Genomic DNA, 16,629 nt, shown 5'->3' with positions numbered 1-16,629 from the left:
AGGTGAACGGACCCGAGATCCACGTCGAAGTAGCCCCCGAGCTCCGGCTGTTCGTCCCGCACGCCCGCCGCCACGGCACCACCCCGCTCGCCACCGACGGCGTCTCGACCCTCGGCCATGTCATCGAGTCCCTCGGGGTCCCGCTCACCGAGGTCGGCGCGCTGGTCGTGGACGGCAGGCCGGTGCCGGTGTCGCACATTCCGACGGCGGGCGAGTCCGTGAGCGTACGGGCGGTCGAGCGGCCCCAGCGGGTCCCCGGCGCTCCCCTGCGCTTCCTCCTCGACGTCCACCTCGGCACCCTCGCCCGCCGGCTGCGCCTGCTCGGCGTGGACACGGCCTACGAGTCCACAGACATCGGCGACCCGGCGCTGGCCACCCGCTCCGCCGCCGAGAAGCGGGTCATGCTCAGCCGCGACCGCGGGCTGCTGCGCCGCCGCGAACTGTGGGCGGGCGCGTATGTCTACAGCACCCGCCCCGAGGACCAACTCCGTGACGTCCTCGACCGGTTCGCGCCCGAACTGCGCCCCTGGACACGTTGCACGGCGTGCAACGGCCTGCTGAAGGAGGCCACCAAGGACGAGGTGGCGCACCAGCTGAAGGGCGGGACGCAGCGGTCGTACGACGTCTTCGCCCGGTGCTCGGAGTGCGGGCGCGCGTACTGGAAGGGCGCGCACCACGACCAGCTGGAGGCCATCGTGGAGCGCGCCCTGACGGAGTTCAGCGGGCGGGGCTAACGCTTCCTCACATCAGCCTTTCCGCAGGCGATCCCGTCCTTGTTGCGGTCCAGGCCCAGCGGATCGTCCCTGCCGTTGGTCTTGAGCCGGCCGTAGTGGTTCTGCTTGAGCCAGGTGCAGCGCGCGGCCGTCGTCCTCTTCACCTCGGGCGGGAAGACGGTCGGCACACAGACGTTGACCGAGCCGTAGTGCCGGTCGCAGCCGGAGATCGTGGTGCTGACCTTCTGCGACGACCGCTTATTGCCGGGCCCGGAGACCTTGCCCCCCAGGGAGTCGGCGAAGGAGTGGACGTGCGCCGAGGCGGCGGTGGCGGCGAGCGCGGCCGGTCCCTGCAGATGCACCCACTTCGCCACCGACGGCACGCCGTTGGCGTCCACCGCGAACAGCATGTACCAGCCGGGCGGGGCCAGGTTGGGGTTGCTGGTCACGTTCAGGTCGACGTTGTTGCCGTCCACGGCGAGGGGCAGGTCGACGAACCGCTGGTTCGGGTCGGAGGAGTGGGTGACCGCGGCCGGGCGGATCAGCTCCGCCTTGGCGATGGGCCGGTCCACCGTGATCCGCTGGGTGTCGCCGTACTTCCACTCCTGGTTGATCACCGAGGTGATCGTCGGGCGCGTGCCCTTGTAGAGGTAGGGCGGTGTGTAGATCGACACGTTGTGGTTCCAGCTGCCGTTGCCCGGGTTGTCACCGGTGGCCATCACCCGGCCGTCGGGCAGCAGGAACGCCGACGAGTGGTAGCCGCGGGCCTCCGGGTCGGCGGCCACCGGGTCGAAGGTGCCCGCGTCCGGGTCGTAGATCGACGACTCGTACACCGGGTCGGCCCGGTTGTGCAGGGCGCCCCCCGTCTCCAGCACCTTGCCGTCGGGCAGCAGCACGGCGGAGACGTACATCTTGCCCTGGTCACCGGTCTCGGGAACCTTGCCGCCCCCGAGGTCGACCGTGCCCTGCGGGAGCGGCGGCCCGGCCACGTACGATGGGCTGGCCTGCTTGAGGTCGATGACGTCGGTCAGCCGGTTGCCGTCCGGGTTGGTGTCGATGTTGCCGCCGCCGATGGTCAGCACCCGCTGGTCCTGCGCCGGGGGCAGCAGCACGCTCGCCGACTGGTCGCGCTCGTCCTTCCTCTGCAGGCCCGGGATCTGCGTGACCGTGTTGGCGTTGTAGTCGTAGATCGCCGACCCGGTGCCCGGGATGTTGTTGCCGAAGACATGGCTGCCCGAGTAGAAGAGGCGGCCGTCCTGCATCAGGATCATCGACGGGTACAGGCCCCAGAACGACCAGGTCTGGTTCACCTTCCACAGCGGCTGCCACGCCTGGTCCTTGTCCGACCAGTACTCGGCGGTCACAGAGCCTGACGAGTCCTCGCGCAGCCCGCCGAAGGAGATGACGTCACCGTTGCCCAGCTCGGTCGCCGAGGGGTACCAGTGGCCGTCGTTGAGGTCGTTGGTCTTGCTGTAGGTCTCGGTCGTCGGGTCGAAGATGTACGAGTCCTTGAAGCCCTCGTAGCCGTGCCCGCCCGCGACCGGGTACGCCTTGTTGCCGCTCATGACGAGCACACGCCCGTCCTGCAACTGGATGTGGCCCGCGCAGAACATGTCCTTCGGCGTGGGGATGACCTTGTACGTGCCGTTCGCCGGGTCGTACACCGCGCTGGTGAACGTGCCCGCGTTGAAGTTCTCCTCGCTGTTGCCCGAGCCGGCGATCAGCAGCACCTTGCCGTTGTTCAGGACGACGGAGTGCATCGAGCGGACCGGGTTCTGCGTCGGCAGCACCGACCAGCTTCCGTTGGCGCACTGGTCGCCCGTGCCGGTGCACTGCGGCGGCGGGAGAGTGTCGGGGACCTGCTCCATGGTGTAGTCGTCGGTGGTCACCGAGCCGGTGCCGTACACCGACACACCCCACGTGATGCGGTCGGTGCCGGCCGGGACCTCGGGGGTGCGGACGGTGGCCTGGGTGTAGCCCGACGCCATGTCGAGGGTCTTGAGGTCGGTCCAGTACTGCCAGCCCGCCGTCGCGTCGTGCCGGAAGAGCGTGACGGCGGTGTCGGGCGTCGTCGACTTGTACCAGAGGGACAGGTCGTACTGCTTGCCCGCCGTCACCACCGGCGCGCACTCGGTCGACTCGGTGATCAGCGCCTTGCGGTCACCGTCCACCCGCCGGGTGAGCGTGACCTTCATGGCCTTGGAACCGGAGTGGGCGTCGGCGACGGTGGCGAAGCTGAAGTCGTTGTTCCCCCAGCCGGACTTCTCCCAGCAGTACGGCATGTCGTCCGTGCCGGCGGTCTCGAAACCCGGGTTCTTGACGAGGTTGGCGGCCTCGGCGGACTGCGGTGAGGTGAGGAGGAGACCGACGGTCAGGGCCCCCACCCCGACCAGTGCCGTCCTTCTTCGGTGCAGGTTCACACGGCTCTCCTTGCTGTGGCACGACTCCCGCCGCGGCGGCGCGGGAGGTAGACCAGCGCTTCGGTACCGACGAAGCGCAGGACGAAGGTCGTCACCAGCGCGAGCGCGGTGGCGGGCAGCGCGCCCATCCCGAACCGGTCGACGAGCAGCGCGATCAGCGGGATGCGCAGCACCAGGTCGGCGTTGGCGAGCAGCGCGAACCGGCCGACACGGTCCCACCAGCGGCGGTGCGCGCGCCGGTCGCGGAACAGCAAATGCTCGATGAGCAGGAAGTTCCAGGCGACGCCGAGCTGGTTGGCGAGGATCTCGGCGGGGACGTAGTGCATGCCAAGCACGGTCAGCGCCCACAGGCCGACCAGGTTGGGCACGAAGCCGGTGGCGCCGATCAGGCCGAAGGCGACCATGCGGGCGACCGGTGAGGCGGTGCGCAGGCCGACCAGATGGCGCAGGAAGCGGAAGCCCTCCTGGGCGGTCGACTTGGACTCGCCGGCGAACCGGTCCTGGAAGACGAACGGCACCTCGGCGACCGCCCGCGGCCGGCTCCGCACGGCGAGCTCCAGCAGGATCTTGTAGCCCAGCGGCCTGAGCACCTCCGCCGTGACCGCGCTGCGCCGGATGGCGAAGAAGCCGCTCATCGGGTCGCTGATGCCGTGCAGCCTGCGCGGGAAGAGCGACTTGGTCAGCCAGGTCGCCCCGCGAGAGACGGCCACCCGGTAGCTGCCGGCGAGCCCGGCCCGGCTGCCGCCCTTGATGTACCGGGAGGCGACGACGAGCCCGGCGTTGGTCCGCTCGCCGGTGGCGACCAGCTCCGGTACCAGGGACGGCGGATGCTGGCAGTCGCCGTCCATCACGACGATCCACTCCGAGCCGGCCGCCTTCAGCCCCTCGACCACCGCCCCGCCGAGTCCGCCCACCGCCTCCTCGCGGTGCAGCACGGTCACCGGGAACGGGCAGTCCTGCGCGGCCTGCCGGATGACCTCGGGCGTGTCGTCGGTGGAGTCGTCCACGAAGACGACCTCGCAGGGCAGCCGGGCGGGCACCGACTCGGTGATCCGGTGCAGCAGCTGCCGGATGTTCGCGGACTCGTTGAAGGTCGGTACGACGATGGTGACGGCACCGGGCTCGGGCACCTCCGCGGCCCGCACCGCCGGATCACCCAGCTCACCGGGGACGGTGTACTCATGGCTGCTCATCGCGCGCCTCCCGCGGCTGCCGTCCGGATCTTCCGGATCTCGATGCGGTCGGGTCCGGTGCCGAAGGTGGCGACCGGGGTGGAGTGCCGGATGGCGGCCTTGACGTTGGGCAGGTCGCGGGCGTCGCGCCGGACCGTCGGCGAGGCGACCACGTAGTCGATGTCCTTCCAGCCGTGCGGCATGGTCTTGGTGACGGCCGGGTCGAGGTCGGCCTTGTAGAACCAGATGGCGCCGAGCCCCGGCTGGTAGCCGTGGTGGACCAGGTCCAGCCACAGCGCGTCGTCGACGAGGACCCGGGTGTGCCCCGGGTCGTGCACCTCGCTGCCGAGCCACTGGGAGGCCTGCCGGTAGGGGGCGTTGGCGTCGGCGGTGACGGCGGTGCGGTCGCCGTCGTACCAGTGCGGTACGACATAGGCGCCGGCGGCGACGGCGAGGACGGCGGCGAGCGCGTACCGGCCGGAGGTGACGTACCGGTTCTCGTTCTCGGAGCGCCGTCTGCGCAGCACGGCGTGAGCGACGGAGGCGGTGCCTCCGGCGAGGACCAGTGCGAGGAAGGGCAGGGCGCCGATGACGTACATGGCGGGCAGATAGCCGTTGGGCCGCATCGCCACCAGCGCCAGGATCGCCACGGTCAGCGCCGGTCCGGCGAGGGCTCGGGCGGTGACCGACCAGCGCCAGGTGACGAGGAGCAGCAGCGCCCCGGCCAGGCCGCCGAGCGGCAGCACACGGTCGTAGTACAGCCAGGAGTGCAGCACTCCGTACGAGCCGGAAGACGTGTCGAGGATGAAGCCCGAACCCGGCCTGGACATCTGGTACTTGATGCCGTCCCAGAGGGACACGTGTCCGCTGCCCGGCAGCAGCTCGCCCTTCAGGAGGGCGAACAGGGGATACGAGAAGCCGGCCAGGACACAGGCGGTGACCGCTCCGGTGAGGGCGAACTTACGGGTGTCGCGGTGGCTGTGGCGCCACATGGTGAGCAGCAGGGCGGGCAGGACGACGAGCATCGTCTCCTTGGTGAGCACACCCGCGGCGGCCGCGAGTCCCGCGCCGAAGTGGTGCCACAGGTGTCGGCTGGGCGAGGCGGCGAGGCAGAACGCCAGCAGCAGCCACATCACGGCGATGTTGTCGAGGAAGATCTCCCGCTGGAGCACGACGGCCAGCGGCGAGAGCCCGAAGAGCACCATGCCGAGCCCGGCGGCCCAGCGGGGCAGGGACAGCCGCCGCCCGAGGACGTAGACGAGGACCGCGCTGACGGCGCTGATCACCAGCATCGCGATGCGCATGCTGCCGACGGTCATCGAGCCCGGGCTGAGCGCGGACGGGATCCAGGTGAGCAGCGCTATCTGGATCCAGCCCAGCGGCGGATGGTCGTACCAGTACGTGTAGTGGGCCAGGCCCTTGCCCTGCTGCACCGCCCAGGCCTGGGCGAGATAGGTGCCCTCGTCGTCGCTGAGGGTCGGGTAGTCGGCGATGTTCCAGCCCTGGACGACGAGGATCGCCACCAGGAGCACACCGCACAGGAGCAGGTCGGAACGGGAGGAGCGGAGCCGGGCCGGCGGCGATGTCCGGCCGGTGCTCGAACGCTCCTTGGGCACAGGTCGGCGCTGCGCGGGGACCTTCGGGGCGGTCACCGCGGGAAGGGTGGAGGTCACGCAGGAACGTCCTCTCGGATCGTCTCGGCCGCGGTGAGGTGCGCGCCGACATGGCTGGTCAGCTCCCAGTCGTTACGGCCGCGCTGCTCACGCCAGACGGCGCGGATCGCGGCCCCCGCGAGGAGGACCTGGTAGAAGGGGCCGCCCACGATCAGCTTCACGTAGTGGACGAGGCGGACACGCAGTCCGTACTGCTTGCCGAAGTCGTGCAGCCCGACCACCTCGAAGACGAAGGTGACGGCGGCGGTGACCAGGGGCAGGAAGGTCAGGAAGGCGATCCCGACGGGGACGTCGAGGAAGAGCGCCACGGCGGCGTTGAGCGGGATGACGACTCCGGAGAACGCCTGCAGGAACGGCGTCATCAGCGTGTACCGGGCGAGCAACCGCTGCCCGAATCCCGGGAGTTGCTGCCAGTCCTTCTTCCGGTAGACCTGCAGGAAGCCCTGGTTCCAGCGGGTGCGCTGCTTCAGCAGCGACATCAGCGAGCCGGGGGTCTCCTCGCGGGTGACCATGTCGGAGTCGTAGGCGACGACGACCTTCTTGCCGACGCTGGACAGGCGGACGCCCAGGTCGCAGTCCTCGGCCAGGCAGTTGGGGTCCCAGCCGTCGGCCTCCCTGAGCACGTCCGTGCGGACGAAGACGGTGTTGCCGCCGAGCGGGATGAACCCCTTCTGCGCGTGCAGATGCAGCCGGGAGCGGAACCAGAAGAAGTACTCCAGGCAGTTGCGCAGGCTGTACCAGCTGGAGTGGAAGTTGATGAGCTGGACGCCGCCCTGGACGACATCGGCTCCCGTCGTCCGGAAGGCGTGGTCGACATGGGCCAGGAGCTCCGGGTGGACCTGGTCCTCGGCGTCGAAGACCCCGACGACGTCGCCGCGGCAGTGCGGCAGCGCCGTGTTCATGGCCTTGGGCTTGTTCTTCTTCTCGTGCGTGTCGACGACGACACGGACGCGCGGGTCGCGCTCGGCGGCCGCGTCGGCCACCGCCGTGGTCTCGGGGTCGTCGTGCCCCACGATCACGATGATCTCGAAGTCGGTGTGCGTGGACTCCAGCAGCCGCTGGATGGTGTGGTCGAGCACGGCCTGTTCGTGCCGCGCCGGCAGCAGCAACGAGAACGACACATGTTCGTCCCCGTCCGGTCTGCTGAACCGGGTGGAGGCGAGCACTTCGGGCGTACGCCACGCGTGCATCTGCCACCACAACGTGAAGGCCGCCATCCAGAACAGCGCGAGCGAGACGGCAGCAATGAAGACAGACGTGAGCAAAAAGATCCCCCCAGATCCCCAAAACCCCCCGGCGCGACATGGCACCCCCGCCCGTCGCGTCACGATGGAGAGATTATGTGTGATCTGTGAAGCGCGTGGGCCTTTTCAGTGAAGAGCGTGTTTCCTCACCATGCACGTCCTCGATGAGCAATTCGAACGCTAGTTACGTTTACGACGGTTGCCCTCATGCCGTTTCAGCTGTTCAACGCCGTGCGCAGCCGCTCCGGATCGGTCGTCGGGGCGTCGCAGGCGAAGTTACGGCAGACATACGCGGCCGGCGCGCCGCCGATCAGCGGACGGTCGGCGAGGAGCGGGAACTCGTCGCTCTCCGGTGCACCGAACGCGACCACCGCGCCGGGCGCGGTACCCAGAAGTGCCGTACGGTGCAGGGCCCTTGCCGCCTCGTCGTCGAGCGCCGGTCCCACGACCGCGATCTCCCGCGGGCCGTCGAGCAGTGCCTCGGCGACGGCGAGCCCCCAGCCGATGAACCGCGGCACGCGCGGCCCGAGCGCCTTCACCACGCCCAACGCCCTTTCCGCCGCGGTGCGATGGGGCTCGGAACCCGTCTGGGCGGCATAGCTCAGCAGGGCGCCCGCGGCGGCGGTCCAGCCGGAGGGGGTGGCGTTGTCGGTGGGGTCCTGCGGCCGGCGGATGAGCCGCTCGGCATCGGCGGCGGTGTCGTACAGGGCGCCGCTGTCCGGGTCGGTGAAGCGGGTGAGGACCTGGTCGAGGAGCAGTCCGGCGAACTCCAGCCACACCCCTTCCCCGGTCACCGCTGCCAGCGCGAGGAAGCCCTCGGCGACGTCGGCGTAGTCCTCCAGCACACCGGAGTTGGCACCGGCCCGGCCGTCCTTGCTGGTACGGACCAGCCGGGCATGGTCGTCCAGGTGCAGCCGTACGAGGAGATCGGCGGCGCCGACCGCGGCCTCGACCAGGTCGGGGCGGTCGAAGTAGGCGCCGGTCTCGGCGAGCGCGGCGACGGCCAGCCCGTTCCAGGCGGCCACGACCTTGTCGTCACGGCCGGGGGCGGGGCGCTCGGCGCGCGCCGCGAGCAGCCGCTCCCTGATGGACTCGATCTTCGCCGCGTCGAACATCCCCTCGTCCTGCGGGAGTTGCAGCACGGACTGCCCCTCCTCGAAGGTGCCCTCCTGCGTCACCCCGAAGTGGTGGGCGGCGAGTTCGGCGTCGTCCCCGAGGACCTCGCGGAGCTGGTCCGGCGTCCAGGCGTAGTACGCGCCCTCGACGTGCCTGCCCGTGCCGTCGTCGCTGTCGGCGTCCAGCGCCGAGGCGAACCCGCCCTCGCTCGTGCGCAGTTCGCGGACCATGAAGTCGGCGGTCTCCAGGGCGACACGGCGGGCGAGATCGGAGCCGGTGGACCGCCACAGATGGGCGTACACGCGGCACAGGAGCGCATTGTCATAGAGCATCTTCTCGAAGTGCGGCACCACCCAGTCGCGGTCGACGGAGTACCGTGCGAACCCGCCACCGAGCTGGTCGTAGATGCCACCGCGCGCCATCCGCTCGCAGGTGTCCTGCGCCATCTGCAACGCGCCCTCGGAGCCGGTCCGCGCATGGTGGCGCAGCAGGAACTCGACGACCATGGACGGCGGGAACTTCGGCGCGCCGCCGAATCCGCCGCGCTGCGGGTCGTACTCACGGGTGAGCCCGAGGAGCGCCTGAGCGAGCTCCCCCTCGCCGGGGACCTGCGCGGCCTGGTACTCGATCTCGCGTCCGGCCAGGTCCCGCACGATCTTCCCGGCAACCTCGGTGACCTCGTCACGCCGCTCGTCCCAGGCCTGCCGGACCCCCTCCAGCACCTGCCGGAAGGAGGGCATGCCATGGCGGGGAGCGGGCGGGAAATACGTGCCGAAGTAAAAGGGCTCGGCGTCCGGCGTGAGGAACACGGTCATGGGCCAGCCACCCTGCCCGGTGGCGGCCTGGACGGCCTCCATATAGACGGCGTCGACGTCGGGACGCTCCTCACGATCGACCTTGACGCTGACGAAGTGCTCGTTCATGAAGGCGGCGGTGACGTCGTCCTCGAAGCTTTCACTGGCGAGGACATGGCACCAGTGACAACTCGAATAGCCGACGCTGAGCAGCACCGGTACCTCGCGCTGCCGTGCCTCCTCGAATGCCTCTTCCGACCAAGGCCACCAGTCGACCGGATTGTCAGCGTGCTGGAGCAGGTACGGGGACGTTTCATGAGCCAATCGGTTCGGCATACCCCCCATCCTGCCCCACATGGTCCAGACCGTCGCAAGAAAGGCCGTCCATCAGCCGATCGCCGCGGTCGATGGGCTGTGATCCGGGAGACGCCAGAGGGGCTCTACTCGCGAGTAGTCCCAGGCGTGGTTCCCCTTCACGCCCGGTCGAACGACACAGCAGGTGATGATGGACGCGATATTCCTTCGCTTCTCATCCAGACCTGCCTCCCCGGACTGCCAGCGTCGGCGCACGGATTCCGGCAGGCGCAGGCCCGGCGGGGCTTCGGAGAACAGGATCCTTTCGAGGGCCTCATCGGCGAGCGGCCCGCTGATGCTGCAGTGTGCGCAGGAACCGCACGTGTAGACATAGGGGCTCTTCCTGCTTCTCCCCTTCTGAGCGCACAGCGCTCCACGACACGGCGTGCCGTCGGAGCGGGTGGCCCCACACCTGAGGAAGCCGCTGCCGAGATGACGCGGTGAGGCCCTTTGTCCGGTGAGTCTTGGCGTGCCACTGCCTCTGTGCAGATACAGGCTGCCTGGCGAGAAGGTCGCACACACCGCCTTCCACCGGTCCGGCGTCACAATGGGTTCCCACTGGCCCAGCACCGGCTGTCCCGTCTCCGGCATCAGCAGGAGAGCGCCCCTGTTCGCTCGATAGCCGCAGACCCTGGGTGCAGTCATGATCTGGGTGACCGTTTGGGCATTGGGTCTGCTGCCACGAGTCCCGGTGACGCCGGCATCACACCACTCGCGCGCGATGGCGCGGACAGCCTTTCCACCGATGCGATCATTGATCGCCTGCTCGGCCAGCGTCGACTCTTCGGGATGCAGCGTAATCCTGTCCCCGAGCCAGCCGAACGGGCGCGGTCCGCTGTGCGGCACCCCTTCCACTGCTCGAGCCCAGTGCCAGTTCGACACCCGCTGACTCCTGACCCGCGTTTCCGTCACCGCCGCCTCCAGCGATCGCACGGCCTCCAAGAGCCCTTCCTGCGAGTAGGGATCCCGGACGCCTCGCTGATCGACGTAGACACGTCCGGGCCGACTGGTCAGCGCGGCGAAGAATCGGGCGAGATCCTCAGGGCGCCGATACAGGCGGTCGTCCGCGACGCAGACGACCCCATCGAGCGCCTGCCCGTCCGCCTCATGGCCGCGCGTCAGGTCACCGAGGAGGCGGTCGAACCCAGGTCTGGCCACTCCCGGCTTCGAGGCGGTGCATCCGTTGTCGGTGTACACGGCGACCACCCGGCAGCCGTACTCATGAGCGATTCGTTCATTGATCCGCAACTGATGACGGACCCCGTGCCCGTCCCGCTGGCGGAAATCCTCCGACGTACGGGCATAGGACGCCACGCGAATCACTCCAGGTCCACACTGCGCCACAAGATCGTCCACAAGACCCCCATTCGACAACCAGAGCGACACCGACAAGAACGATCGAGTGGACTCAGGGTCACGGAAGTGGAGTCAGTGATCGTCGCCCTCTCGCGCTCCCGCCTCCCCCGAAGGACACTCGTAGGCAAAGGAGTTGCCGCCGGAGGGGGACGTGAGATGCGGGACAGCCATCGGACGGAGGCCGAGCGGCTGGTGGTGCGGGCCGTGGAGGAGGAGGTACGGCGCTCGGGCGGGCGCGTGGACGGGCAGGTGCTGCTGTCACGGGCGCGCGGTGCCCTGGACGACATGGCCCGGACCGCCGTGGAGGAGTACGAGGCCTATACCCGCGGCCTGGACGAGGCGGACGCCGGACGGCAGACCTTCGGACAGCGCTACGCCCGCGAGGGTGCCGGAACTCCCCTGCTGATAGCGGCCGTTGCCGCAGTCGCCGCCACCGTGGCCGACCTCGCCCTCGGCACCGGCGCGGGCACGGCGGTGGGCGCGGGCGTGGCCGTGGGCGTCGTCGGCGCGGCGGCCACCGTCGTGAAGGTGGCGGGCTCCCATCTGCCCGCCGCCCACCACCGCGCCGGAGCCGTCGGACAGCCGGGCGGCCCCGAGCAGCTGCGCCTGCAGTGGCTGACGGCGCTGGAGGTGCGCGGTATCCGCCCGTTCCTCGACCAGCAGCGGGTGCTCAGCGCCTCCACCGGCCCGAAGAAGACGGGCCCGCAGCTGCGCGGCTCGGACAAGAGCGCGGCGGCCCGCAGGCGTACGGTGCTGGAGCAGTCGTTCGGGCAACTCCCCGAACCGGCAGGGCCGTTCGCGGGACGGCGGCAGGAGCTGGCCCGGATCCGGCAGTGGGTGCGGGCGGCCAGGGCGGCCACGGAGACCCGGCCGACGGTGGTCGTGCTGCACGGGACGCCCGGCTCCGGCCGCACCACGCTCGCCGTCCGCGCCACGCACGACCTCAGGGACCACTTCCGCGGCGCCGTCGTCGTCGATCTGCGCGGCGACAGCCGCGAGGAGCCGCCGCTGCCCACCCGCGACGCCCTGCTGCATCTGCTCAACCGGTTCGGCGCGCCCCGCGAACAGCTCCTGTTCCGTGAGCGCTCCTCCCCTGACCAGCAGGTCAAGCGCCTGAGCGAGCTGTACCACCAGCATCTGACGGGCCTCGCGGTGACGATCGTGCTGGACGACGCCTCGGACCCCGAGCAGGTGTGCACCCTCGTCCCCGAACGCTCCGACAGCCTGGTCCTGGTCACCGCCCGGCAACCCCTCGACCTGCCCGCGGACCTCGCGGCCTGGGTGCACCACCTCCCGGTCGACTCGCTGGACGCGGTCGGCTCCGAGGAACTGCTGGGCGCGGCCGCCCAGGACATGTCGGGGCCCTACGACGCCGAATCGGCCGACCGGATCAGGGAGTTGTGCGGCGGGCTGCCGCTCGCGCTGCGCATCGCCGGTTCGTCCCTCGGCCCGCGCTCACCGCGCCGGCTGGCCACGGACCTGGCGGCCTACGGACCGGTGGAACCGGTCGAGCGCGCACTGTGGCTGCGCTACAGCGACCAGTCCGAGTCCGGGCGCCGGCTGCTGAGAAGACTCGCCCTCGCCGGTCGCGCCTCGCTCGGCGCGGCGGCGGCCGCCGCGCTGCTCGGCACGGACCAGGCGGAGGCGACCCGCCATCTGGTGGCGCTCGCGCAGGCGGGCCTGATCGACCATGTCCGCGGCAGCCGCTACCGGCTGCACGATCTGGTCCGCGTCTTCGCCCAGGCCCGTCTCCTGGACGAGGAGGATCCGGCCGAGCGCACTGCCGCGCAGGAGCGTCTGATCGTGAACTACGGGGAGCTCGCCGACTCCGTGCTCCGTCTGGTCGACGGCAATATGTCCACCCGCTCGGACCGCTTCGGCCCGCACGGCTTCACCTCCCTCGACGAGGCGCTGCGCTGGCTGGACGACGAGTCGAGCTTCATCACGGCGGCCCTGCGCCATGCGGAGGGCGTGAACCAGGCGGCCGTACTGAACCTGCTCGGCGCGCTGTGCGACTACTGCCTGCTGCGCGGCGACCTCTATCGCCTCGGCGAGATCAGCGAGCTGGCGCAGGCCGTCGACCAGGGCCTGCTGGTGCGCTCGGTGCAGTGGCGCACCGGCATCGCGGCCCGCCAGCTGGGCGAGCTGGACAAGGCCCGTGCCACCCTGGCCTCCGTCGTCGATCTCTACATGGAGGCGCATCACGACGCGGGCGCCGCCCGTGCCCTGTGTTCGCTCGGCATCACGCTGCACCACCAGGGCCAGCTCACGGAGGCGGCGGCGAAGCTGCAGGAGGCCCTGGATCTGCAGGCGCCGCCCGAGCTGGCGACGGACCGCGCCTGGACTATGCATGCGCTGGCCGCGGTCCAGCGCGACCGCGGCCGGCTGCCGGAGGCGCTGGACCTGCTCGGCAGGTCGCTGGTCCTGCACGGCGAGGGCGGATCCGTGCACGGCGAGGCATGGGCGCACTTCCAGCTGGGCCAGCTGGGGCTGCGGATGGGGGACGTGCCGCGCGCGGAGGAGGAACTGCGGGCCGCCCTCGAACGCTACGGCCGCACGCGCGACGCCCGCGGCGAGGCCTGGGCGCTCACCCAGCTGGCCCGCGCCCGGCTGGTGGCCGGCGACCCGTCCCCGGCGGTGGACGAGCTGCGCCGGGCGGCCGCCCGGCACCGCGACAACGAGGACGTGCGCGGTGAGGCCTGGACGGTCTACTACCTCGGCCAGGCCCTGGAGGAGACGGGCAACCTGGATCTGTCGGTCCGCGAGCTGGAACGCTCCCGCACGATGTTCTCCCGGATGCGCGACGTGTACGGCCTGGCCTGCGCCCGCCACCACTCGGCCCGGGTGACCCGGGACCAGCGCGCCGCCCAGACGGGCTCGCTGAGGAACTCGGGTTTCGCCAGGCAGCTGCTCGTCGACGCCCGTGCCGACTTCCAGCGCATCGGCGTGGCCCACGGCGAGGCCTGGACCTGTCTGGAGCTGGCCGTCGTGGACGCGGGCAACACCCGCACCCAGCAGGCCCTCGCCCTGTGCGACGAGGCGATCGGCCTGTTCACCGCGTACGGCGACCGGCGCGGCGAGGACTGGGCCCGCTTCCTGCGCTGCACCCTGCTGCCCTATGCCGCGCCCGGCGGTGTGGAGGTCGGTACGGCCGTCGCCCAGGAGGAGCTGGCCCAGCTCTCCCGCACCGGGCACCCGGCCCGCGACGGGAAGCTGGACGAGTACACCGCCGCGTACGCGCTGCTGCTGGAGCGCGGAGTGAACCTGGAGGCGGGCTGGCAGGCATGGCGGCTCGGCATGGTGCCGGACCGGCATGCCCGGGAGGTCATGGGGGTCCCGGCGCCGGCCAGGCAGTGACCCAGGCCGGCCCCGCGTCTCCGGCCGGCCTCGCGCCTGGGGTCAGCCCCGCGCCTCGGGTCAGCCCCGCTGCGCCTTCGGGTCGGCCACGGATGTCCCGGACTCCGCCTTCGGGTCCTGGGCCTCCTTGAAGTCGACCTTCCCCATGTGCTTGTTCATGGACTTCATCAGGCCCCACACGGCCACGGCCATCACCGCGAAGACGATGAAGCCGAGGACGCCGGGGGTGACCTTGTTCTCGTCGACCTCCTTGGCCAGGGGGACGAGGTGTGTCAGTGCCAGGCTCGCGCTCATGTCAGGCATTGTCGCGGATGCCCGCAAAGAGATCGCCCTCGGGGAGGGAGGTATCGACGAGAGACTTCGCGAGCTCGTACTCCTCGGTCGGCCAGACCTCCTTCTGGAGCTCCATCGGAACCCGGAACCAGCCGCCGTCGGGGTCGATCTGCGTGGCGTGGGCGATCAGCGCCTTGTCGCGGATCTCGAAGAAGTCGGCGCAGGGCACGTGCGTGGTGAGCGTGCGCTCCTTGCGCTCGAACTCCGCCCAGCGCTTGAGCCACTCCCCGTAGGGCGACTCCATGCCGCGGTCGAGCAGCGCGTTGTGCAGCGCCTCGGTGCGGGGGCGGTTGAAGCCCTGGTTGTAGTAGAGCTTGAGCGGCTGGTAGGCGGGGCCGAACTCGGACTCCGGGTACTTCTCGGTGTCCGCCGCGCCCTCGAACGCCACCATGGTGATCTTGTGGGTCATGATGTGGTCGGGGTGCGGGTAGCCGCCGTTCTCGTCGTAGGTGGTGACCACCTGGGGACGGAACGTGCGGATCTGCTTGACCAGCTCACCGGCCGCCTTGTCCACGTCCTCCAGGGCGAAGCAGCCCTCGGGCAGCGGGGGCAGCGGGTCGCCCTCGGGCAGGCCGGAGTCGACGAATCCGAGCCACTCCTGCCTGACGCCGAGGATCTCGCGGGCCTCGTCCATCTCCCTCTTGCGTACCTCGTGGATGTGCTCCTCGATGTACTTGTCGCCCTGCAGCTTGGGATTGAGGATGGAGCCGCGCTCCCCGCCCGTGCAGGTCACCACCAGCACGTCCACCCCCTCGGACACGTACTTCGCCATGGTGGCCGCGCCCTTGCTCGACTCGTCGTCGGGGTGCGCGTGAACGGCCATCAGTCGCAGCTGGTCAGTCAAGACTCAATCCTCAGTAAATTGGCGCCCGGTGTCTTCGGGTGCGGTCGGCGCTCCTATAGTGACCGAATCGGGGGGCGAATAATTCCGGGGTCCAGCCTCGGAGACCCCTTTCGGGGTGTATGTCCCGACCCGGCGAGAGGACGATCATGAGTACGGCGAGCACGCGGCTGCCCGAGGGCCGCTACGGCCGTCCCTCTGACGAGCGCTCCGACCGCCGCCTGAAGATCGCCGGGATCGCCCTCGGCGCGGCCCTGCTGGCGCTGGTCGGCTACTTCGCCTACCACTACGTCGCGCAGAACGAGATCAGCGCGCAGGTGATCGCCTTCAAGGCCTCGGACAGCGCGGTCGAGGTGCATCTGGAGGTCCACAAGGACGCCGGCGCCGACGGCTACTGCACCCTGCGCTCCCAGAGCGAGAACGGCACGGAGGTCGGCCGGGCGGACTTCCGCTTCACCGGTTCGGCCACAAGCATCGACAAGGTCGTGACGCTCCGTACAACGGCCCGGGGCACGACGGCCGAGCTGGTCGGCTGCCACGCCGGGTGACTTCAACCCGGCACATGGCCAGTGACCTGCGTTGATGTAATTCTGATGGCTTATGTCCTCCCCCTTCAGCCGTTGAATTGTTAGGCTCGTGGTTTCGCCCATCCGTGAAGGAACATTCTTCTGGGTAGGGCGATGCTTTGTATTCCCAGTACCTACGAGGAGCACCTGTGACCCAGACCAGCGAGAACGTCACCTGGCTGACCCAGGAGGCGTACAACCAGCTCAAGGCCGAGCTGGAGTACCTGTCTGGTCCTGCGCGCACGGAGATCGCCGCCAAGATCGCGGCCGCGCGCGAGGAGGGCGACCTGCGCGAGAACGGCGGGTACCACGCGGCCAAGGAGGAGCAGGGCAAGCAGGAGCTCCGTGTGCGCCAGCTGACCCAGCTTCTGGAGAACGCCAAGGTCGGCGAGGCTCCGAACTCCGCGGACGGTGCCGTGGCCCCCGGCATGGTCGTGACCATCGCCTTCGACGGCGACGAGGACGACACGATGACGTTCCTGCTCGCTTCGCGCGAGTACGCGAGCGCCGACATCGAGACGTACTCACCGCAGTCCCCGCTGGGTTCCGGCGTGATCGGCCACAAGGTCGGCGAGGACGCGGAGTACGAGCTGCCGAACGGCAAGCGGGCCTCGGTGCGGATCCTCAAGGCCGAGGCCTACTCGGGCTGATCCCGGCTGCCGGTTTCCCGGTGGGCCCCCGGCGTCCGCA

12 protein-coding genes are annotated in these 16,629 nt (G+C 70.1%); 4 read left to right on the top strand and 8 right to left on the bottom strand.

The features are described from left to right. Positions 1–2 precede the first annotated feature (2 nt). A complete protein-coding gene (locus AB0I54_RS02030; RefSeq protein ID WP_363293905.1) occupies positions 3–734 on the top strand; it encodes a Mut7-C RNAse domain-containing protein in 732 nt (243 codons plus the stop codon). On the opposite strand, the gene AB0I54_RS02025 is transcribed toward AB0I54_RS02030, so the two are convergent. The 6 genes from AB0I54_RS02025 to AB0I54_RS02000 all read right to left on the bottom strand — a co-directional run bounded on the left by AB0I54_RS02025 (position 731) and on the right by AB0I54_RS02000 (position 10,800). Further along, positions 731–3,133 carry a galactose oxidase-like domain-containing protein gene (locus tag AB0I54_RS02025; protein WP_363293904.1) on the bottom strand — a complete coding sequence of 801 codons (2,403 nt, stop codon included), beginning with the start codon at positions 3,131–3,133 and terminating at the stop codon, positions 731–733. The genes AB0I54_RS02030 and AB0I54_RS02025 overlap by 4 nt on opposite strands. Then, entirely contained in the window at positions 3,130–4,326 is a 1,197-nt protein-coding gene (locus AB0I54_RS02020; RefSeq protein ID WP_363293903.1) for a glycosyltransferase family 2 protein, read from the bottom strand. Before AB0I54_RS02020 ends, AB0I54_RS02025 begins: the two co-directional genes overlap by 4 nt. Continuing rightward, positions 4,323–5,978, bottom strand: a complete 1,656-nt coding sequence (locus AB0I54_RS02015; RefSeq protein WP_363293902.1) for a glycosyltransferase family 39 protein — start codon at positions 5,976–5,978, stop codon at positions 4,323–4,325. The genes AB0I54_RS02020 and AB0I54_RS02015 overlap by 4 nt, the downstream gene beginning before the upstream one ends. Continuing rightward, a complete protein-coding gene (locus AB0I54_RS02010) occupies positions 5,975–7,243 on the bottom strand; it encodes a glycosyltransferase (protein ID WP_363293901.1) in 1,269 nt (422 codons plus the stop codon). Before AB0I54_RS02010 ends, AB0I54_RS02015 begins: the two co-directional genes overlap by 4 nt. Before the next feature lie 194 nt (positions 7,244–7,437). Then, entirely contained in the window at positions 7,438–9,468 is a 2,031-nt protein-coding gene (locus AB0I54_RS02005) for a thioredoxin domain-containing protein (protein WP_363293900.1), read from the bottom strand. 51 nt (positions 9,469–9,519) lie between these two features. Continuing rightward, positions 9,520–10,800, bottom strand: a complete 1,281-nt coding sequence (locus AB0I54_RS02000) for a recombinase family protein (protein WP_363293899.1) — start codon at positions 10,798–10,800, stop codon at positions 9,520–9,522. 198 nt (positions 10,801–10,998) lie between these two features. On the opposite strand from AB0I54_RS02000, the gene AB0I54_RS01995 reads away from it, so the two are divergent. Beyond that, positions 10,999–14,199, top strand: coding sequence for a tetratricopeptide repeat protein (locus AB0I54_RS01995; protein WP_363293898.1), 3,201 nt, complete (start codon positions 10,999–11,001; stop codon positions 14,197–14,199). A 60-nt stretch (positions 14,200–14,259) separates the two neighbouring features. On the opposite strand, the gene AB0I54_RS01990 is transcribed toward AB0I54_RS01995, so the two are convergent. Continuing rightward, the gene (locus AB0I54_RS01990; RefSeq protein ID WP_363293897.1) at positions 14,260–14,493 is read right to left on the bottom strand and encodes a hypothetical protein; all 234 of its coding nucleotides are present in this window, start codon (positions 14,491–14,493) and stop codon (positions 14,260–14,262) included. A 1-nt stretch (position 14,494) separates the two neighbouring features. After that, positions 14,495–15,376, bottom strand: coding sequence for a mycothiol conjugate amidase Mca (gene mca / locus AB0I54_RS01985; RefSeq protein WP_363293895.1), 882 nt, complete (start codon positions 15,374–15,376; stop codon positions 14,495–14,497). A gap of 146 nt (positions 15,377–15,522) precedes the next feature. Here mca and AB0I54_RS01980 point away from each other — a divergent pair, with 146 nt between their 5' ends. Both AB0I54_RS01980 and greA read left to right on the top strand, forming a co-directional pair. Beyond that, positions 15,523–15,921: a DUF4307 domain-containing protein gene (locus AB0I54_RS01980; RefSeq protein WP_363293894.1), complete on the top strand. Its 399-nt coding sequence runs from the start codon at positions 15,523–15,525 to the stop codon at positions 15,919–15,921. 167 nt (positions 15,922–16,088) lie between these two features. After that, positions 16,089–16,589, top strand: coding sequence for a transcription elongation factor GreA (greA, locus tag AB0I54_RS01975; RefSeq protein ID WP_363293893.1), 501 nt, complete (start codon positions 16,089–16,091; stop codon positions 16,587–16,589). Positions 16,590–16,629: the final 40 nt, after the last annotated feature.

Origin of the sequence: Streptomyces sp. NPDC050625 (genome assembly GCF_040654755.1) — a bacterium.
In the GTDB taxonomy this organism is placed as follows: Bacteria; Actinomycetota; Actinomycetes; order Streptomycetales; family Streptomycetaceae; genus Streptomyces.
This window is presented reverse-complemented; position numbering and strand designations above follow the sequence as displayed.